The organism is Bartonella florencae (assembly GCF_000312525.1).
In the GTDB taxonomy this organism is placed as follows: Bacteria; Pseudomonadota; Alphaproteobacteria; order Rhizobiales; family Rhizobiaceae; genus Bartonella; species Bartonella florencae.
This window is the reverse complement of the sequence record NZ_HE997451.1, coordinates 198,191-218,505: the sequence shown is the minus strand read 5'-3', so window position 1 is coordinate 218,505 and position 20,315 is coordinate 198,191. Positions and strand designations below refer to the sequence as shown.

14 protein-coding genes are annotated in these 20,315 nt (G+C 36.0%); 11 read left to right on the top strand and 3 right to left on the bottom strand.

What is annotated here, in order from left to right; all coding sequences use genetic code 11:
* The first annotated feature begins 6 nt into the window (after positions 1 to 6).
* The 8 genes from BN202_RS00980 (at position 7) to BN202_RS10175 (ending at position 10,047) form a co-directional block, all read left to right on the top strand.
* Positions 7 to 1,683 carry a ribonuclease J gene (locus tag BN202_RS00980; RefSeq protein ID WP_019218651.1) on the top strand — a complete coding sequence of 559 codons (1,677 nt, stop codon included), beginning with the start codon at positions 7 to 9 and terminating at the stop codon, positions 1,681 to 1,683.
* A 224-nt stretch (positions 1,684 to 1,907) separates the two neighbouring features.
* Positions 1,908 to 3,236, top strand: a complete 1,329-nt coding sequence (gene proS / locus BN202_RS00975; RefSeq protein WP_019218650.1) for a proline--tRNA ligase — start codon at positions 1,908 to 1,910, stop codon at positions 3,234 to 3,236.
* Between the two features lie 8 nt (positions 3,237 to 3,244).
* Positions 3,245 to 4,513: a lipoprotein-releasing ABC transporter permease subunit gene (locus BN202_RS00970; RefSeq protein WP_034986866.1), complete on the top strand. Its 1,269-nt coding sequence runs from the start codon at positions 3,245 to 3,247 to the stop codon at positions 4,511 to 4,513.
* Positions 4,513 to 5,193: an ABC transporter ATP-binding protein gene (locus BN202_RS00965; RefSeq protein ID WP_019218648.1), complete on the top strand. Its 681-nt coding sequence runs from the start codon at positions 4,513 to 4,515 to the stop codon at positions 5,191 to 5,193. The genes BN202_RS00970 and BN202_RS00965 overlap by 1 nt, the downstream gene beginning before the upstream one ends.
* A gap of 69 nt (positions 5,194 to 5,262) precedes the next feature.
* The gene (locus BN202_RS00960; RefSeq protein WP_019218647.1) at positions 5,263 to 5,553 is read left to right on the top strand and encodes an FAD assembly factor SdhE; all 291 of its coding nucleotides are present in this window, start codon (positions 5,263 to 5,265) and stop codon (positions 5,551 to 5,553) included.
* Between the two features lie 5 nt (positions 5,554 to 5,558).
* Positions 5,559 to 9,059, top strand: coding sequence for a transcription-repair coupling factor (gene mfd / locus BN202_RS00955; protein WP_034986861.1), 3,501 nt, complete (start codon positions 5,559 to 5,561; stop codon positions 9,057 to 9,059).
* A 211-nt stretch (positions 9,060 to 9,270) separates the two neighbouring features.
* Positions 9,271 to 9,459 carry a hypothetical protein gene (locus tag BN202_RS10180; RefSeq protein ID WP_019218645.1) on the top strand — a complete coding sequence of 63 codons (189 nt, stop codon included), beginning with the start codon at positions 9,271 to 9,273 and terminating at the stop codon, positions 9,457 to 9,459.
* Positions 9,460 to 9,717: 258 nt separating this feature from the next.
* Positions 9,718 to 10,047 (top strand): hypothetical protein, encoded by a 330-nt coding sequence (locus BN202_RS10175; RefSeq protein ID WP_019218643.1) that lies wholly within the window; start codon positions 9,718 to 9,720, stop codon positions 10,045 to 10,047.
* 610 nt (positions 10,048 to 10,657) lie between these two features.
* On the opposite strand, the gene BN202_RS10170 is transcribed toward BN202_RS10175, so the two are convergent.
* A complete protein-coding gene (locus BN202_RS10170) occupies positions 10,658 to 10,993 on the bottom strand; it encodes an ABC transporter substrate-binding protein (RefSeq protein WP_244426377.1) in 336 nt (111 codons plus the stop codon).
* 583 nt (positions 10,994 to 11,576) lie between these two features.
* A complete protein-coding gene (locus tag BN202_RS10165) occupies positions 11,577 to 11,810 on the bottom strand; it encodes a hypothetical protein (RefSeq protein WP_244426375.1) in 234 nt (77 codons plus the stop codon).
* A gap of 607 nt (positions 11,811 to 12,417) precedes the next feature.
* Here BN202_RS10165 and BN202_RS00935 point away from each other — a divergent pair.
* The gene (locus tag BN202_RS00935) at positions 12,418 to 13,032 is read left to right on the top strand and encodes an invasion associated locus B family protein (RefSeq protein WP_019218642.1); all 615 of its coding nucleotides are present in this window, start codon (positions 12,418 to 12,420) and stop codon (positions 13,030 to 13,032) included.
* Between the two features lie 90 nt (positions 13,033 to 13,122).
* Here the strand turns inward: BN202_RS00935 and BN202_RS00930 are convergent, their stop codons facing one another.
* Positions 13,123 to 15,750, bottom strand: a complete 2,628-nt coding sequence (locus BN202_RS00930; protein ID WP_019218641.1) for an Rne/Rng family ribonuclease — start codon at positions 15,748 to 15,750, stop codon at positions 13,123 to 13,125.
* Positions 15,751 to 16,348: 598 nt separating this feature from the next.
* Here BN202_RS00930 and BN202_RS00925 point away from each other — a divergent pair.
* Complete coding sequence (locus tag BN202_RS00925; RefSeq protein ID WP_019218640.1) at positions 16,349 to 17,578, top strand: N-acetylmuramoyl-L-alanine amidase family protein; 1,230 nt, start codon at positions 16,349 to 16,351, stop codon at positions 17,576 to 17,578.
* Between the two features lie 157 nt (positions 17,579 to 17,735).
* Positions 17,736 to 20,201, top strand: a complete 2,466-nt coding sequence (locus BN202_RS00920) for a penicillin-binding protein 1A (RefSeq protein ID WP_019218639.1) — start codon at positions 17,736 to 17,738, stop codon at positions 20,199 to 20,201.
* Positions 20,202 to 20,315: the final 114 nt, after the last annotated feature.

Sequence of the window (20,315 nt, the reverse complement as noted above, 5' to 3'; positions counted from 1 at the left end):
ATGTTTATGGTTGCAGCTCATGAATGTGAATTTGTCTTTTTACCTCTGGGAGGCGTAGGTGAAATAGGGATGAATCTGGCTGCTTACGGGTTTGGACCACAACATCTTCGTGAATGGCTGCTGGTTGATATGGGGGTTAGTTTTGCTGGTCCTGAATTACCAGGAGCAGATCTTGTTCTCCCTGATATTCGTTTTCTGGAAAGCGAAAAACATAATGTGCGTGGTCTTATTTTAACACATGCTCACGAAGATCATTATGGGGCCGTTCTTGATTTATGGCCAAAGTTACAAGTTCCAATTTACTGTACGCCTTTTACAGCAGGATTATTGGAAATTAAAAAACAAGCAGATTTTGAATCTCACAAAATGTCACTCAATGTTTTTCAAGCTGGTGATTGTTTTCAAGTGGGTTCTTTTGCGCTAGAGGCTATTGCCGTTAACCATTCAATACCAGAATCTGTATCTTTGGCAATTACAACGTCTTTAGGTACTGTTATCCATACTGGTGATTGGAAAATTGATCATACACCTTCGCTTGGAGCTTTAACAAATGAAAAACGATTTCGTACTTTAGGCAATAAAGGCGTTTTGGCATTGCTTTGTGATTCTACGAATGCATGTCGTGATGGTATAACACCATCAGAACAACAAGTTCAGACAAGTTTCTGTGAAATTCTCTCAAAAGCTGAAGGGCGCGTTGCAATTGCAACTTTTTCCTCTAATGTCGGTCGGATTCGTTCTATCGCTCTTGCAGCTGAGTCCGTTGGACGCAAGCTTCTTATTGTTGGACGCTCTCTTAAACGCAGTATTATGGTTGCCCAAGAGCTTGGTTATATGGATGGTTTAGCTCCATTTGTGACAGAAGATGATTATGGTTATATCCCGCGTAAAGATCTTGTTTTAGTTGTCACGGGAAGTCAAGGAGAGTCATGTGCTGCTTTGGCTAAGCTTTCACGTGGTGAAATGAGAAATCTTGCACTTTCTGCTGGTGATACCATTATTTATTCATCACGAAGTATTCCAGGAAATGAAAAAGCAATTCTTGAGATACAAAATCGTTTTATTGATATGGGGATTAAAGTGATCACGAATGAGGATGCTCTCATTCATGTTTCAGGTCATCCCCGTCGCTTAGAACTTTTACAGATGTATGATTGGATAAAGCCACAAATACTTGTGCCTGTGCATGGTGAGGCAATACATCTTACTGCTCAAGCGGATTTAGCACGTCAAGCAGGTATTAAAATTGTGAGGGATATTAGAAATGGTAACATGCTGCGTCTCACACCAGATCCTGTAGAAGTTATTGATCAAGTTCCTGTTGGCCGTATTTATAAAGATGGTTGTCTTCTTGGAGATGAGTATGAGTTAGGAATTCGTGAACGTAGAAAACTAAGTTACGCTGGTCATGTTGCTGTTTCTCTCCATATGAATAGCAAATATGAGTTATTAAATGATATTGGTCTAAGCACATTTGGACTGCCTGAGAGTAATGGAGAGGGAGAAAAATTGAAAGATATTCTTTTAGATATTGTCGAAAATACATTTTATAACATCCCACGCATTAAACGAAAAAATAATGACCTTGTTCGAGAAGCAACACGGCGTGCAGTAAGAGCAGCTGTTCATGAAATTTGGCGGAAAAAACCTATCTGTACAGTTTTTTTACATCAATCAAAATGAAACATTTTAGTATTATGTTATTTTCTTTTTAATGAAGAAAGAAAAAAGGGGATTGTGAGATCGTTTTATCGCTCAAATTGAGCTTAATGAGGAATAGAGCACATAAATTTTTCAACAATCTGTTCGTTATGTTTGCAAGCATTCAGAATGTCGCTATAGATTAAATATATACTCTATTTAAATTGTTCTAATATAATAGGTCTGATTAGGAGTTAATTATTTCAATGCGTCTTTCTCAATATTTCCTTCCACTTTTAAAAGAAAATCCTAAGGAGGCGGAGATTGTTTCTCATCGATTAATGTTGCGTGCCGGTATGATTCGCCAACAAACTTCAGGAATTTATTCTTGGCTTCCATTGGGTAAAAAAGTTCTCGATAAAGTTTGTAAAATTATTCGTGAAGAGCAAGAGCGAGCTGGTGCTATAGAAATATTAATGCCTACAATTCAATCTGCAGATCTTTGGCGTGAAAGTGGTCGTTATGATGACTATGGTTTGGAAATGCTCCGCATTAAAGATCGTCAAAAGCGTGATTTACTTTATGGTCCAACAAATGAAGAAATGGTGACGGATATTTTTCGTTCCTATATTCGTTCTTATAAAGATCTTCCACTCAATTTGTATCATATTCAATGGAAGTTTCGTGATGAAATCCGCCCACGTTTTGGTGTGATGCGCTCACGAGAGTTTTTAATGAAAGATGCTTATTCTTTTGATCTTGATTATGAAAGTTCTCAAACGTCTTATAATCGCATGTTTATTGCCTATTTACGTACTTTTTCTCGTCTTGGTTTAAAAGCAATTCCTATGCGTGCTGATACTGGTCCAATTGGTGGTGAACTTAGTCATGAATTTATTATTCTTGCTGAAACAGGAGAAAGTGCTATTTTTTGTGATAAACAATTTCTTGAACTTACTGTTCCAAACAGTTCGATTGATTTTAGCGATAAAGCTATTTTAGATGATACTGTTAAACAATGGACATCTTTTTATGCAGCAACAGAAGAAATGCATAATGAAGAAGAATGGACTAAAGTTTCTGGTCATAATCGTCTTTCAGCGCGTGGTATTGAAGTAGGACATATTTTCCATTTTGGCACGAAGTATTCTGCTCCTATGGGAGCAAAAGTTATGGGACAAGATGGAAAAGAGCATGTCATCTCTATGGGATCTTACGGCATTGGGCCTTCACGTCTTGTTGCAGCAGCGATTGAAGCTTCTCATGATGAAAACGGTATTATTTGGCCAAAAGCGATGGCTCCATTTGATGTGGGTATCATTAATATGAAGCCTGATGATAAAAAATGCACAAATACATGTGAAACTCTTTATCAGAAATTCATAGATTCTGGTTTTGAGCCATTGTTAGATGATAGAAATGAGCGCCCTGGATCAAAATTTGCAACAATGGATCTCATTGGCTTGCCAGCACAAATTATTGTTGGACCTAACAGCATTGCACAAAATAAAGTTGAAATGAAAGATCGAAAAACAGGTGTAAAAAAATCTCTAACGGTTGAAGATGTCCTCGGCCAATTTTCTATAATTGAATAGGCAATGTTATGAAGAAGTTGAAAAGTAAATGGTTTTCATCTTATGAGTGGATGATTGCTTTTCGCTATATGATTCCCAATAAAAAACATGTTGTTGCATCCGTTATTTCTATCATTTCTCTTATTGGAATTATGTTAGGCGTATTTGCCTTGGTTGTTGTTATGGCGGTGATGAATGGTTTTCGTACAGAACTTCTCAATCGTATTCTTGGTATGAATGGGCATCTTGTTGTTCAAGCTGTTAATTCTGGTTTTCCTGATTATAGTACCCTTATTTCTTCTTTAGAATCTGTGCATGGTATAAAATTTGCTTTGCCTGTTATTGAGGGACAAGCGCTTGTGCAGGGCGAACTTCAAGGAGGCTCTGGGGCTTTAGTTCGTGGTATGCGCAAACAAGATTTAGAGAAGCTTAAAACCATATCCCAAAATATTAAATTAGGTTCGCTTGCACAATTTGATAAAGAAGAGGGTGTTGCAATTGGTAGTGGTTTGGCAACAAAATTGGGGTTAACCATTGGGAGTAACCTTCGTATTATTACTCCTGATGGTGATGCAACTCCCTTTGGTGTTACACCACGTGTTAAAGCTTACAAAGTGACTGCTATCTTTGAAATTGGTATGTCTGAATATGATTCAATATTTGTATTTATGCCTCTTCATGAAGCACAAATGTTTTTTAATTTGGGAGAAAACGTTCAGTCTTTAGAATTATTTTTAAATTATCCTGATGCTGTCGATCAAATAAAACCAATTGTAGAAAAAACAATTGGTCAGCAAGTCTCTTTAATTGATTGGCGAGAACGCAATCAAGCTTTTTTTTCAGCCTTGCAGATTGAACGAAATGTTATGTTTTTCATTCTTTCTCTTATTGTTCTTGTTGCTGCTTTGAATATTATTTCAGGACTCATTATGCTCGTAAAGGATAAAAGCCATGATATTGCAATTTTACGTACAATGGGTGCACAACAAAGCGCAATTCTGCGTATATTTATCGTCACTGGTATGATGATTGGCTTTATTGGTACAATATTAGGTTTAATTTTGGGGATTATAGCGACTGCAAATATTAATCATATTCAGGATTTTATTTCTTGGTTATTTAACGTTGATGTTTTTAATCCTCAACTTTATTTTTTAACGAAATTGCCCGCACAAATTGAGTGGGGACAGACAACCATCGTTGCTATAATGGCTTTATTTTTGTCATTTCTAGCAGCACTTATTCCGGCATGGCGCGCTGCTAAACTAGATCCTGTACAAGCTTTGAGGTATGAATAATGACAGCTATTTTAGAGCTTGTAGGAATTGAACGACATTTTTTTGAGGGGCATAAACCTCTTATTATTTTAGATAAAGCAAATTTTATTCTTAATCGCGGAGAACTCGTCGCTCTTGTCGCACCATCTGGTGCAGGGAAATCAACACTTCTTCATATTGCTGGCTTATTGGAAAAACCAACAGCTGGTGATGTGATGTTACGAGGTATTTCTTGTGCAAAACGATCTGATAGTGAGCGAACAGCTATTAGACGAAATGATATTGGTTTTGTCTATCAATTTCATCACTTACTTCCAGAATTTACGGCTTTAGAAAATGTCATGATACCGCAAATGATAGCAGGATTTAAAAAATCTATAGCAGAAGATCGTGCACTGAAGCTATTGACATATCTGCGTGTTTCTCATCGTGCAAACCATCGCCCATCAGAATTATCTGGTGGTGAACAACAGCGTGTTGCTATTGCACGTGCAGTAGCAAATGGTCCTTCAGTTCTGTTGGCTGATGAACCTACAGGAAATCTTGATCCTGTAACTTCAGCCTATGTCTTTCAAGCTTTATCTGCGCTTGTTCGTCAATCTGGTCTTTCTGCTCTTATTGCAACACACAATTACGCTTTGGCTAAACAAATGCATCGTCGAATTACGCTTAAAGAAAAAAAGATTATTGAACTTCCTTAGGTTAGATGCCAAACTTATTCTAAAAATTAAAGGCATATATTATTTCTCACTTAATTTAAGGAGACTTTTATGGCAGTTTTTGTCGTTGACGAAAATCAATTAGATGTGCGTCGTCGCCGCTTGATTTTTCGCGCATGGCATCGTGGTATTCGTGAAATGGATCTTATTTTGGGGCATTATGTAGATGCGCATATTGTTGAAATGAGTGATAAAACGATTTCTGAACTTGAGTATATTATGTCTTTTGATGATCGTGATTTATTGAAGTGGGTTACTGGAGAAATCTCCCCCCCTCCTGAAGTTGATAGTCCACTTTTTCGTGACATCATAAATTACCATGTTTGCATAAGTTTAAATTAATTCCAATGTCTATATTTAAAAAAACTATCATTCCGCAAAATACTTCGGCCCATATGATCTTTGATGGAATTACTGATGGATTTGAAGCCTTTGCACTTGCACAGTTGCGTTCAGAAATTGCACAAAATAAACCACTTCTCTATGTTCTTCGTGATGGAACCAAAATTGCCCATTTACAACAAGTTTTAAATTTTATTGAGCCAAATTTGCCTATACGTCAATTTCCTGCATGGGATTGTTTACCCTATGATCGCGTATCACCTGGAGTTGCTGTTATGGCACGTCGTCTATCAGCTTTGGCAGATATAGCAAATTTGCGCCAAAATCCACACGCTGCAATTATATTAACAACAGCAAATGCAATTATGCAAAAATTGCCTCCCCGTAAAATGGTAGAGACACAGATTATCCGTGCGCAGGTTGGACAGCGTAATCATATGGGGCATTTTATTCAATTTTTGGAAGCCAATGGTTTTGAACGTGTTACAGTTGTTCGTGATGTTGGTGAATTTGCAGTGAGAGGAGGAATTCTTGATATCTTTTCTCCTACGGAAGCCCAGCCTTTGCGTCTTGATTTTTTTGGAGACACCTTAGAGAGTATCCGCACATTTGATCCAGAAACGCAAAGAACCACAAAGCAAAAAACTGCACTTTTATTACATGCGATGAGTGAAATTGTTTTGACAGCTGAAGGCATTAGCCGCTTTAAAAGCAATTATACACGCACATTTGGTATATCACAAAAAAATAATATGCTTTATGAAGCAATTTCCCAAGGGCGGCGTTTTGCTGGTATGGAACATTGGTTACCATTTTTTTATGAGAATCTTGATAGTTTTTTTGACCATTGTGGCAATATACCTGTTGTTTTTGAACATCTCATAGAAGAAGTGCTCATTGAGCGCTATCGCCTTATTGAAGATTATTATGATGCACGTAAAGAACAGGAATATGATCATGAAGGTTGTGCTTCTTACCATCCAATAGAGCCTAGCCTTCTTTATTTAACGCCAGAGCGTGTTTTAGAAATTATACAACAATCTGAAAAACAGATTGATTTTACTCCTTTTAATGTTCCACAAACTTTTGGAAAAACTGTTGTCCACACACATGTCAAACGGGGATATGATTTTGTAAAAGAACGCAATGCACAAGAAAAAAATGTTTTCTCAACTGTCGTTGATCATATTGCTTCATTACGCGCAGCTGGTAAGAAAGTGCTTTTAGCCTGTTGGAGTGAAGGATCTCTCAATCGTTTGGTGCAGGTTCTTGAAGAACATGGATTAAAAAAAATAGATATTGTAAAATCATTACAAACTGTTAGAGCAACACCACGTGATCATATATTCGCAGCTGTTATAAGGATAGAGCACGGCTTTGAAGTGGAAGATTTTTCTGTTATAGCAGAGCAGGATATCCTTGGTGATCGTTTCATAAGATCACCAAAACGGCGCAAACACAATACGAATTTTATTTCTGAAATTGCAGCTTTAAATTCTGGCGATATGGTTGTGCATATCGACCACGGTATTGGACAATTTATTGGTCTTAAAACCATCACGACAACTGGAATTTTACGAGATTGCCTTGAAATTAAATATGCTGGAGATGATAGGCTTTTTTTACCTGTCGAAAATATCGAACTTCTTTCACGCTATGGATCAGAGGGAGCTGATGTAACATTAGATAAATTAGGTGGTGTTGCCTGGCAAGCACGTAAAACACGACTAAAAAAACATTTATTGGAAATGGCTGGCCAATTGATCCGTATAGCTGCAGAGCGTGCTATGCGTTCTGCACCTGCTTTGATCCCGCCAATTGGATCATTTGATGAATTTGTTGCATGCTTTCCTTATGAAGAGACGGAAGATCAAATGAACGCTATTGATGCTGTATTAGATGATTTGGCATCAGGCAAACCGATGGATCGCTTAATATGTGGCGATGTTGGCTTTGGAAAAACAGAAGTGGCCATTCGAAGTGCTTTTGTTGCTGCATTAAATGGATATCAGGTGGCTGTTGTTGTGCCTACAACTTTGCTCTCACGACAACATTACAAAACTTTTATTTCACGTTTTCAAGGATTACCTGTTAAAATTGGTCACGCATCAAGACTTGTGAAAGCTAAAGAACTCGCACAAGTCAAAAAAGGAATTTCAGATGGTACAATTGATATTGCCATTGGAACACATGCACTCTTAAGTGGTGCAGTCAATTTTTTACGGTTAGGTCTTCTTATCATTGATGAGGAGCAACATTTTGGTGTCAAACATAAAGAATGCCTAAAAGAGCTTAAAAGCGATATTCATGTTCTCACACTCTCAGCAACTCCAATACCACGTACTTTAGGATTAGCATTATCAGGGGTACGGGAACTTTCATTGATAACCACTCCACCCATTGATAGAATGGCGGTACGGACTTTTATTTCACCGTTTGATTCACTTGTTATACGTGAAACATTGCTTCGAGAATACTACCGTGGTGGACAAAGTTTTTATGTTTGTCCTCGCATTTCAGATCTTGGCTTTGTAGAAGAATACCTTAAAATGCATGTACCAGAGCTCAAGTTCGTTATAGCGCATGGACAAATGCCCGCTGGACAGCTTGATGATATTATGAATGCATTTTATGACGGTCAATATGATGTTTTATTATCAACAACCATTATTGAATCCGGTCTTGATATTCCAACTGCTAATACATTAATTGTGCATCGTGCTGAAATGTTTGGTCTTGCTGCTCTTTATCAATTGCGTGGTAGGGTAGGGCGTTCAAAACAACGTGCTTATGCACTCTTTACTTATCCATCCGGTAAAGTTTTAACTCTTGCTGCTGATCGTCGTCTTAAAATTTTACAATCTCTTGATACATTGGGGGCAGGCTTTCAATTGGCAAGCCATGATATGGATATTCGCGGTTCAGGAAATTTTTTAGGCGAAAAGCAATCGGGACATATTAAAGAGGTTGGATTTGAACTTTATCAAAAAATGCTTGAAGAAGCCGTTGCTGAATTAAAAGAGGGAGAACAGAGTGAAGATAAACAATGGTCACCTCAAATTTCACTTGATACAACCGCGATTATACCAGAGAATTTCGTGCCTGACTTGCCATTACGTATGGGACTTTATCGTCGTTTAACAGAACTTAATGATTTAGAACAAATCGATGAATTTGCAGCTGAATTAATTGATCGTTTTGGTCCTTTACCACTTGAAGTTCAAAATCTTCTTAAAGTTTTTTATATTAAAATATTATGTCGCAAAGCACATGTAGAAAAATTGGATGCTGGACCAAAGGGTATTATTATACAATTTCGTAATAATTATTTTGCAAATAGTGTTGCCCTTGTCCAGTGGGTTGCAAAACAGGGTTCAATGGCAAAAATTAGACCAGACCAAACTATTGCCCTTATTCGGAATTGGCCCACAGTTAATGAAAGACTTATTGGAGCAGCAACGATTATGAAACAGCTTGTTGAAATGGCAGAGAAATGCTCTTTTTAGGTCAAAAAATTTCGATGAATCTAAAATTATCATTCATCTTATAAAATAGCTCTACAAAAAAAAATCATAAAACTTGGGTCATAAAAAATTCTCTTTGAACTATTTTGTATAATACATATTGATACAAACAGACAAATATATTAAGCAAGGCTATTATAAAAATAGAGAGTGCTCTTGATAAGCATCTCTATGAACTTAAAAGTGAAATAATATGATTTCCTCATTACAAAGATTACTCACTATAGCCTTTTTGTTAATTACTTTAATATATGATGTAAAAAATATTCATGCTGAATTTCTTTTTAATGAAACTCTTGATGAAAAATATCAACGCTTTAAAGAAAGGACAATCATTGTTGATAATGAAATCGAGTTTATTGAAGAAAACTGGATGAGTTAAATCTTTTAATAAAATGTATCCTAATACAAAACATTATAAAGTCCTGCATAAAAAAATAAGCTTTTGCAGAAACAGAATGATCTTAGTGAAGAACATTTTAGTCTTACTGCGAAATTAAGTGCGTTAGCTGCGGGAAAGCTAAATTTGATGTATAGAACGTACATAGCGAGGGAGTACGAAGATGGAGAATATGAAGAAGAACCACTAAAGCAAAAGAGTATCTGAAAAAGAATCAATTATTTAAAGAATGGAAAATGAGTGGAGATATTTGAAATAATAAAAAATTATCTTATTTTTGTTGTTTCTTGCAGAAGTTGGGGGAGTATATTACATAGTGATATCGTTGCTGTTTTGCGCAAAGAGTTTGATTGGAAAAAGAAAGATTTTATTTGGGCAAAATATGCGGTTAGTTCAATAGATCCAAAGTTAATCAAGGACATTAAAGAAATTCTAATAACAGGACCTAATAATTTAAGAAAAGAGTTATATAATATTATAAAAAACGCTGTGGTGCGTGGAGATTCCTCTTTGAGAAATATACCTATGGTTTGCAAAAACTTCGAGGAAGTACATAATATAGTTTTCTAAACAAAAGAAAAAATATTATAAACAGTATAATTTTTCATATTCAGTAATGTTTTAATATAAGGTAGTTATATTTATTATAATAATATTATTTATTAAACAGATAATAATCAATAATAAAAATCTATTATTTAGATAATAAAATAAATTTATGGTATGCATATTTATTTTAAAATTATTTCAGTTTTTAATGCTGTAATGTTCACTTTTATTATAGCTTACTTTATAATTATAACAATTTTTATATAGATATAAAAATTTGATTATCTCTTTCATTTTATAAATGCTTATCATTTTAAGTAATAAATATTATAATAATTTAATAAAATTTCTTTTTCTTTTATTCATACCACCAAGCTGGCAGGCGATATCCATAAAGTGATGTATAAGCAGGATGTTTGATATATGACCAACGTTCTATCCAATATTTAGGCAAAATGATAGAGGGTTATATAGTAGCTTCCAGAAATAAGAATTCTGTTCAAGGCGCGAACTGCTGCAATAAAATCAACATTTGAGCGTACATCAACATCGCATCCATAACGGGATCGGCTGCTCCAGAAAAATTAAAATTCTCTTTTCAATTTCGAAAGGCTGGACTCCACCGATCTATTTATTCATTTCCTAGTGAGAGAAAGTTTTTTAATTTTACTATAATTATACCATAATCAAACATTCTTAAGCGATTTTGATATTGATTATCATCAACTGTCCTTATTTCAGCATGAAGACCAAAGCGTGACAATGTACTTTCAAAGGCAAGAACAACTTTTTCTTCTTCAAGTGATTGAGTCATAATTTCAAATTGAAAAGGTAAGTCATTGGGAGCAATAGCTTTGTTGTTTTTTTGAGTAAATCCTGCTTTTTGTAAGAGTTTCCAAGCTTTTTCTGTAATTGATCGATCTATGTCTGAGCCGTCTGTTTTGGAAATACGCCAGCTTCCATCCATAACTCAGGAATAACTGCATCAGGGTAGGGGGCTAAAAGTGCTTTTTTTTGCTGTTTTTCCCACAGATGATAGAATGGAACCGTCCCAATAACCTTGCGTTCTGGTATAGATATTATTAAAAAGGTGATGATTGACCCATTCAAAATCAAAAATTATCGATAAAGCCTCTCTTCTTTTTTGTCTTAAAAAAACTGTGTGATGCCTATTAAAAACAAAGCATATATGATCATTGAGAAGAGGATAAGCCTTTGAAAATTTTCTTTAATAAGATGACCTTCACGAACAGCTGAAAAATTATAGGAGTGTTGCCGACGATTTGGATTTGTTTCAATAAAAACATCAATTATGCCTTTTAAAAAGGCTTCAAAATGTGCCGTATCGTTACGAAAATATTCAATTTGAATGGTATCAAAATTATTTAAACCTTTGTTAATAGGAAGATCTTGCCTCTAATAGTGAGGATTGCGCTTATAGATAATTCTTTCACCAAGATCAACATGCCCCATAATATAGGGGCCGCTGCCCAAAATCTTATTTAGTCCGTTTTTTTTAACTTATCAATGTCAATAGAATGTTTTGAGAATTAGCCATTTCCCCCTGCTAAAAGAAGTGAAAATTCGCGATCTTTTAAATGTGGAAAGCGTATTCTAATACCATGATCTCCAATTTTTTCGGTGGATTCTATACGTTTCATATAACGATCAAAAGGTGGGATTCCTTTATCTTTAAGGAGCTTTATTGTGAATAAACCAACTTCAACTTTTTTTGCCAAGAAGCTATAAAGTGTAAAAGCTTCATCACGAGAGCATTCCGTCATTGTTTCGTAAATGAGATTAGAAAATTGTTCATCAGAGAAAAGCCCTTTTGCAGCTGTTCTAAAATTACGAATAACGTAGGGATTTAAGCTATCAAATATTTTAACAATACTATAAGTAACTTTACCTTTTCAATTTATATCAGGAGATACATAAGGAAAGTGCTTAAATTTTTCCGACAATTTAAGAGCTCTATCCGTCGTAATACTTCTTACTAGAGTTCCTTGGCGTAAAAGAAAAAATATAAATATATAAAAAATTAAAGTAATAAGATTTATAGAATAGCATTAAGAATTTATTTTAATTATATTATAAGGTTGATTCACTTATGTAATCTTATCTTGTTCCATTGTACTAGAGTATTTCATGGATAAATTACATAAGATATCAATGCCATAAAAGGGGGAGGCTGTATATGAGCGCATAAGAATTTAAATGGCTATTTTGTAGCTTTTTTGCCAAATTTGACTTTTCTCTTTATATTGAAGTAAGAAGCATAGAAGAGGGTGTCATTTCATTGGTTTAATTTAATACACTTGATTAAAATTATATTTAGTATTCCTATTGTTTGGATTATTATAAAAGCGCGTTGAAAGGATTAACTTAATCATGTCGCATAAAAGTATCTATTCTGTTGTTTCCGGATTAGCTGGAGCTGTTGCCCTTTTTCTTACAATTCATACTTCTGCAGGGGCGCAAACTTTATCTCAAGGTTGGTATAAAGTTTGCAGCAAACAGTCTGACGTTGATGTTTGCAATACAATGAACACTGTTTTATCAAATACTGGACAGCCTTTGACGGCTTTTAATCTTGTTGAGATAAAAGGAAAACAAAATGAGAAACGTATAGGTATTCAAGTGCCTACAGGTCGTTTTTTACCAGAAGGTGTGCATATTCAGATAGGAGATAATTTTTCTAAAAAAATTCCTTATATCATCTGCAATGGACCAAGTTGTATTGCCAATGATGTTTTGGATGATAAGCTTATTACAGCTATGAAAAGTGGTTCGAAAATGGTTGTAACAACAATTAATTTCCGTGGTTCAGCTAATCCTATTGAGTTTTCTCTTAATGGATTCAGTTCTGCATACACAGGTCCTGGTATGGAGGAAAAAGATTTTCAACAAGAGCAAATAAAATTGCAACAAGCTATTCAATCAAGGCAAAAAGAAATTGAAGATCGTATGCGCGCTGAACAAGAGAAAGCTAAAAAAATTAACTAGTATACGACGTAAAAAAAGCGTTCTTTGAAATTTTTTCTTTATGTTTACTTAAAAAACCGCCGCAGAATATTTGCGGCGGCTTTTTTATACTTAATTTTTGGAAAGATTCCTGCGTTTCCACCAACCAATACGCTGAGTTTTTGGGGTATCGTCAGGTGTTGACGATATAACAACAGGAGGATTGGCTTTCTCCTCAGCTTTATGAGGTGTCGCTCCAATAAATTCTTCATTTACAGCTTTCTGCTCTGATACTTCCTTTGTTGGTGTTATTTCTTTAGAGGGTGATTTTTTACGCGTTTTGCGTGTTGATTTAGTACTATTTTCAGGTGCTTTTTCAACCGCCTCATGAGCAGCTTCATCTGCTTTTTTTGTTTTAACTTTATGTTTTGCACGAGTTGTAGATTTTTCTTCCAGAAGTTCTGGTACTTCTATATTCTGATCATTTTTAATAACTTGCTGATCTTTTTCTGATTTTGAAGAACGTACTTTACGTTTTTTAGGTTTAACAACCGTATCAATTTTTACAGTTTCATCTTGTTGTATAGCCAATTGTTGGGAGTCATTTTTCGTTTCTTCAAATTGAACAGATTTTGCATCCGGAAGACGACGTTTGCGATACGCCGTTTTGATTTCTTCTAAGGCTTGTTTAGCAAAATCTCCCACTGGTTCTGCGTAAGGAATACGAATTTGATAAAAACCATTTTCCTGATTCCGGCGACCACCACGACGCCCTCGACGGCGTCCCCCCGCCCGACGATGAGAATCATCATTTAGCGTCTCTTCTTTTTTATGAGCAGTAGAAAGAGAATTATCATTTATTTCACTTGGACGATTTTTACGCCGACGTTTCTGATTTGTTTCAACAAGTGTTTTATCTTCAATAGAAAGGCTATTTATGAAGGTTTCATCTTCAATTTCTTCTTTACTGTCATCTTCAAAGATCGGTTGAGAAACTGTTTCCGCTATTGTACCTTTAGAAATAATAAGATGCTGACTTCCAATGCTATCATCTGCTTCAATACTGATATTAAGTTTAAAACGCGCTTCTAGATTAACAAGAATATTGCGTTTATGGTTTAACACGTAAAGCGCGGTTGCTACAGGTGTGCGCACAATAATGTTATGTTGCGGATTATGCAGAAGATATTCTTCAATGGAGCGCATGACATGTAAAGCAATTGAGGATTCAGAGCGGACATTTCCCGTTCCAGCGCAATGTGGACAAGGGTGCGTTGTACTTTCTAAAACCGATATGCGAATACGCTGACGACTCATTTCCAAAAGGCCAAAGTGTGAAATGTGACCAACTTGGATACGAGCTCGGTCGCTTTTTAAGCAATCTTTCAACTTTTTTTCAACCAATTTTACATTGCGTTCTTCAAGCATGTCAATAAAATCAATGACAATCAAACCAGCAAGATCACGTAAACGTAATTGACGTGCTATTTCTTCTGCTGCTTCAAGATTAGTTTGTAATGCTGTTTTTTCGACAGAAAGTTCTTTGGTAGAACGGCCAGAATTGACGTCAATAGCCACAAGCGCTTCCGTTTGATTAATAACAAGATAACCACCGGATTTTAAAGAAACTTGTGGGTGCAACATTTTATCAAGTTGAATCTCAATATTATTGCGCGCGAAAATGGGAATGGGATCGCGATAGGGTTGTACAACTTTTGCATGACTTGGCATGAGCATACGCATGAAATCTTTCGCTTCACGATATCCTTGGTCTCCAGAAACAAGAATTTCATTAATATTTTTATTGTAAAGATCTCGTATAGAACGCTTTATGAGATTACTTTCTTCATGAACTAGGCATGGTGCCGTCGATTTAAGTGTTAGCGTGCGAACGGTATCCCATAATCGGGTTAGATATTCATAATCACGTTTAACCTCAGCTTTTGTTCTATTTGCTCCAGCAGTTCGTAAGATAACTCCCATGCCTTTAGGAACTTCTAATTCTTTTACAATTTCTTTAAGACGCTTGCGATCTTGTACATTGGTAATTTTTCGCGAAATACCACCACCACGTGCTGTGTTCGGCATGAGAACAGAATAACGACCTGCTAGGGATAAATACGTTGTAAGTGCTGCACCTTTATTGCCGCGTTCTTCTTTGATAACTTGTACCAACAAAATTTGACGTCGCTTAATCACTTCTTGAATTTTATATTGACGTTCTTGTCTTCGTTGATAGGTGGGGAGCTCCTCACGGACATCTTCCGCACCAACCATTTCGATATCATCATGAGAAACAGTTGCGCTAAAAGTTTCTTCTACCTCATCAGCTGTTATGTCTTCAGAAGTCGTATCATTTTCAATATCTGCTGCCATGCTATTCTTGCGCTCATCTTTTTTTGTTTTTCTGGAGCGTTTTTTATTTTTGTTTGTTTCTTCAGGAGAGACATCTGCATAATTATCTCCTATGGCAGCTTTTTCCTCTTCTTCAAGAAGGGCGAGACGATCAGCAATAGGAATTTGATAATAATCAGGATGGATTTCAGAAAATGTTAAAAAACCATGACGGTTTCCACCATATTCGACAAAAGCTGCCTGAAGCGACGGCTCTACACGTGTAATACGCGCTAGATAAATATTCCCCTTAAGCTGCTTTTTATGTTCTGATTCAAAATCAAGTTCTTCAATTTTGTTGCCATGAACAACAACAACACGCGTTTCCTCCGGATGGGAGGCATCTATAAGCATTTTGTTTGACATAAGTTAAAATCCTGAGGGCGACATGCGCAACTTTATTCAAACGAACAGTATAACTATTCGCAAATGTAAGAGGCTGTCTGCCATAAAAGGGAGATACCAGTAAAACAGAATGGGATGCTATCTGTAAACGCCTGATTAAATCTACGGCATTTCTCTTCATTATTTCCTTCTGTTTTCTATGACACATAATTTTGTAAGTCCCCAGTAAAACAATCTTTAAAATAGTTCGGATGTTCGAACCAGCGAATCTTAAATAACGCAATTCTAACTTTTGTGACACAAAGAATTTTCATCCATAAAAAGTCTAAATATATAACATGCAACAAATTTTCTAAAGACAACTTAATATGGATTATTGTTACTATCAGTTAGAAAGCGTAAATGTTCTTTTATGTTGATATCATGATTTTGGCAAGTAACAATATAAATGCGTTCCATTATAATCCATAATAATCTTTTTATTACCTTAATTTAGTTTTGGAGTAACGTTGAAAATTAAAGGTTTCAGCTTTTCTTGAAAAAGATAGGGTAAATCTGATATATCATTTTCTACGATTGAAATAATTATTGCCAATAAAAATATAAGAGTATTTCATTTATGAAAAAAGGGGTTTCTAGCGAAAAGCCGAAGACGGCTTATAGGGATGTTATTTTTTACCTCTCATATTGTCTATTCTTTTTTTTAGCATTTCAAAGTAATATCCAAGCGGCAAATCCTTTAAAGCTTATTAATATGCGAACTATTGGTGATAGTGCATATACGCGTGTTGTTGCGATTTTTAATGTTGAACCAAAGGTTCATTTACAAGTTTTGCATAAGCCTGCACGTTTGATTATCAATTTACCCACGGTTGATTTTTCAGCGCAAAATACTTCCTTAAAAAAACAGCATAGATTATCAAGCATGTTATCAGATGTGCGCTATGGTTTTTCTGATATACAAACTTCACGCATTATTTTGACGAGTAAAGTTGCTTTCGTTGTTGAAAAAACTAGCGTACAAAAATTAGAGAACGGTTTATGGCAGCTATTGATTGATATTCGTAAAACCACACAAGAAAAATTTAACAAAATATTTGAAAAACAACAGAAAGCTGATTTTGATACAAAAACACAACAAATGCCAACACGTAATTTTCGTGTTGTTCTTGACCCTGGTCACGGTGGAATTGACGGTGGTGCGCGAGGCGTTAGTGGAATTTTAGAAAAAGATGTAACACTGGCTTTTGCATATGTTTTGCGAGATGAATTAGAAAAAGATTCTCATATCACCGTTACTTTAACACGCACTTCTAATGTCTTTCTAAGATTAAGTGAGAGAGTTAAAAAAGCGCAAGAATTGGAAGCTGACCTTTTTATATCTATCCATGCCGATACTATTAATTTAAATTCTCTGCGCGGTGCAACAGTTTATACTATCTCAGATAAGGCTTCTGATGCGATTGCAAAATCCTTAGCTGAAAATGAAAACAAAGTTGATCTTCTCGATGGTTTGCCGGCAGATGAAACACTTGAAGTTACGGATATTTTGCTTGATCTTACCCGCCGTGAAACGCATGCATTTTCAGTAAATTTTGCTGATAGTGTTATCTCAAACTTAACAAAAAGTAATATTAATCTGATAAATAACCCTCATCGATATGCTGATTTTCAAGTTTTAAGGGCTCCAGATATACCTTCTGTCTTGATAGAAATCGGTTATTTATCAAATAAAGAGGATGAAGAATTATTAAACAATCCTCAATGGAGAAAAAAGATGGCTCTCTCGATTGCTCATTCTATTCGACAATTCGCTGAATATAGGCAGAAACTTATGCAGCCTCTTTAAATTTGTAAGAAAATAGAGTATCAGTACTAAAGTCTGATAGATTTTAATATAAACAAACCGTTTTTCTTTGTCTCAATCTAGCGGTACTATCCGCATAGTATTAGTGAGATGATATATTTTTCTTTAATCAATTCTAAAGAAAGTGATAGCTGTTTTGATGATAATTTTTTTTAGATATCTTCTTCGTTTTGTTATGACTCTTGTGTTTTGTGGGGCAGTGATACAGGAAGCTATAGCAGAAGAGCAGATGAATTCACTTCCTGATTATGAAGTTCTTTCGCTCTATGAGCCACCTGTGATGACACGCGTCCATGCTGTAGATGGTAGCCTTATGGCAGAGTTTGCAACAAAGCATCGCCTCTATTTACCAATTCAGTCAATACCAAAGATTCTTAAAGATGCTTTTATTTCTGCTGAAGACAAAAATTTTTATCATCATTTCGGCCTAGATCCCGAAGGACTTTCTAGAGCTTTAGTTAATAATATTCGTAATATTGGTTCTGGAAAACGTCCAGAAGGGGCGTCAACCATTACACAACAAGTCGCTAAAAACTTCCTTTTAAGTTCAGAAGCAACCTTAGAACGTAAATTAAAAGAAGCTATTCTGGCGATGCGTATTGAGAAAACCTATTCAAAAGATCATATTCTCGAGCTTTATCTTAACGAAATCTATCTTGGTCGTGGTACTTATGGCATTGCAGCAGCTTCTTTGACTTATTTCAATAAATCCGTCAATGATCTGACTTTAGAAGAATGTGCTTATTTGGCTGCTCTTCCTAAAGGTCCAGGAAATTATGATCCATTTAAAAATACACAACGTGCAATTAATAGGCGCAATTGGGTCATAGATCGAATGGTTACAAATGGATATGTTACACGTGAGCAAGGCGAAAAAGCTAAAGAGAAGCCTTTAGGAGCAAAAATACGTGGTAGCGATAACTATGTTTTTGCTGCTGAGTATTTTACTGAAGAAGTGCGTCGCCGTTTAATGCATCGTTATGGCGCAAAAATGCTTTATGAAGGTGGTCTTTCAGTTCGTACAACACTTGATCCGCATTTGCAGGCTCTTGCTCGACGAGCTTTACACAATGGATTAATTAAATTTGACCATGCACAAGGATGGCGTGGTGCTTATGCACATATTGATGAGAAAGGTGATTGGGGGGCCGAGCTTGCTAATGTCACAGGGCTGAGTGACGTTCCTGAATGGCGTTTAGGCGTTGTACTTTCTGCTAACGCTCATAAAGTAGAGATTGGTTTACAGCCACAGCGCGAAGCTTCAGGTTTATTAACAAAAAAACGAGAAATAGCTGTTTTGTCTGAAGCTGATTCAAAATGGGCGTTCAATATTATAAAAGAAAATGGTCATCGAAAAGTTGTGCAAAACTTATCCCAAGTTTTGCAAGTTGGAGATGTTATTTTTGTTGAAAAAGTACCAAGTACAAACAACATTTATCGCTTACAACAAATTCCAAAGGTTGAAGGTGCTGTTGTGGCTATGGAACCGCACACAGGGCGTGTTCTTGCAATGGTGGGCGGCTTTTCTTTTTCTAACTCTGAATTTAATCGTGCAACACAAGCCTATCGTCAACCTGGTTCTGCCTTTAAGCCTTTTGTGTATGCAGCAGCACTCGATAATGGATATACTCCAGCTTCCGTTGTTTTAGATGGCCCCATTGAAATTCGCCAGTATAATGGTGAAATTTGGCAACCTAAAAATTATGGTGGCACATTTGCAGGACCTTCAACACTGCGTTATGGTATTGAACATTCCCGTAATCTTATGACAATACGGCTTGCCTATGATATGGGAATGCCTCTTGTTGCTGAATATGCAGAGCGTTTTGGTGTTATAGATAAATTGCAACCTTATCTCCCCATGGCGTTAGGAGCTGGTGAGACAACAGTTTTACGAATGGTTACAGCTTATTCAGTTATTGCCAATGGAGGGCGCTCTATTCATCCTTCTCTGATAGATAGAATTCAAGATCGTTATGGAAAAACGATTTATCGTCATGATGATCGTCTTTGCGAAAATTGTAATGCCCAGTCATGGGATAATCAAAATGAACCCAAATTGCTTGATGAACGAGATCAAGTTCTTGACCCTATGACGGCTTATCAAATTACATCAATGATGGAGGGGGTTGTTCAGCGTGGTACAGCTGCACGTTTGCGTTATCTCAATCGACATATTGCTGCTAAAACAGGAACCACTAATGATTCTAAAGATGTATGGTTTATGGGGTTTACCCCTGATCTTGTCGTTGGTGTTTTTATTGGTTATGATCAACCAGCACCGTTGGGATACAATGGGACGGGAAGTTCATTGGCCGCGCCTATTTTTGGTGAGTTTATGGAAGCAGCTCTGAAAGGGAAACCAGATGTCCCCTTTAAAATGCCAGAAGGGATGATTTTAATGCCTATTAATCGTAAGACAGGTATGCTCGCGGAAAGAGGAGAGCAAAATGTTATTATAGAAGCATTTAAACCAGGAACTGGACCTGCTGATATATATCAGGTCATTGGTGGAACAAATTCTTTTCAAGAAGGTGTTCCTGCAATGACGACTTCTCCACAGGTTAATAAAGCTCTTGAAAGTGGTACAGGTGGGCTGTATTAGTCGGTAAAACTCTCTTCTGATATAATCTATAAATGAAGTAGAGTTATTTTCCTCTGTTTTTTTCTAGTGTCGTGACAATAAATAGGTGCATGAAATTATGCTATCGCCTTACTG

Excerpts from the sequence above, each read along its gene's own strand:
- BN202_RS00930 (WP_019218641.1), bottom strand. The coding sequence starts at position 15,750 with ATGTCAAACAAAATGCTTATAGATGCCTCCCATCCGGAGGAAACGCGT.
- BN202_RS00935 (WP_019218642.1), top strand. The coding sequence starts at position 12,418 with ATGTCGCATAAAAGTATCTATTCTGTTGTTTCCGGATTAGCTGGAGCT.
- BN202_RS00965 (WP_019218648.1), top strand. The coding sequence starts at position 4,513 with ATGACAGCTATTTTAGAGCTTGTAGGAATTGAACGACATTTTTTTGAG.
- BN202_RS00980 (WP_019218651.1), top strand. The coding sequence starts at position 7 with ATGGTTGCAGCTCATGAATGTGAATTTGTCTTTTTACCTCTGGGAGGC.
- BN202_RS00920 (WP_019218639.1), top strand. The coding sequence starts at position 17,736 with ATGATAATTTTTTTTAGATATCTTCTTCGTTTTGTTATGACTCTTGTG.
- BN202_RS00960 (WP_019218647.1), top strand. The coding sequence starts at position 5,263 with ATGGCAGTTTTTGTCGTTGACGAAAATCAATTAGATGTGCGTCGTCGC.
- BN202_RS10165 (WP_244426375.1), bottom strand. The coding sequence starts at position 11,810 with ATGACGGAATGCTCTCGTGATGAAGCTTTTACACTTTATAGCTTCTTG.
- mfd (WP_034986861.1), top strand. The coding sequence starts at position 5,559 with ATGTCTATATTTAAAAAAACTATCATTCCGCAAAATACTTCGGCCCAT.
- BN202_RS00970 (WP_034986866.1), top strand. The coding sequence starts at position 3,245 with ATGAAGAAGTTGAAAAGTAAATGGTTTTCATCTTATGAGTGGATGATT.
- BN202_RS10170 (WP_244426377.1), bottom strand. The coding sequence starts at position 10,993 with ATGGATGGAAGCTGGCGTATTTCCAAAACAGACGGCTCAGACATAGAT.
- BN202_RS00925 (WP_019218640.1), top strand. The coding sequence starts at position 16,349 with ATGAAAAAAGGGGTTTCTAGCGAAAAGCCGAAGACGGCTTATAGGGAT.
- BN202_RS10180 (WP_019218645.1), top strand. The coding sequence starts at position 9,271 with ATGATTTCCTCATTACAAAGATTACTCACTATAGCCTTTTTGTTAATT.
- proS (WP_019218650.1), top strand. The coding sequence starts at position 1,908 with ATGCGTCTTTCTCAATATTTCCTTCCACTTTTAAAAGAAAATCCTAAG.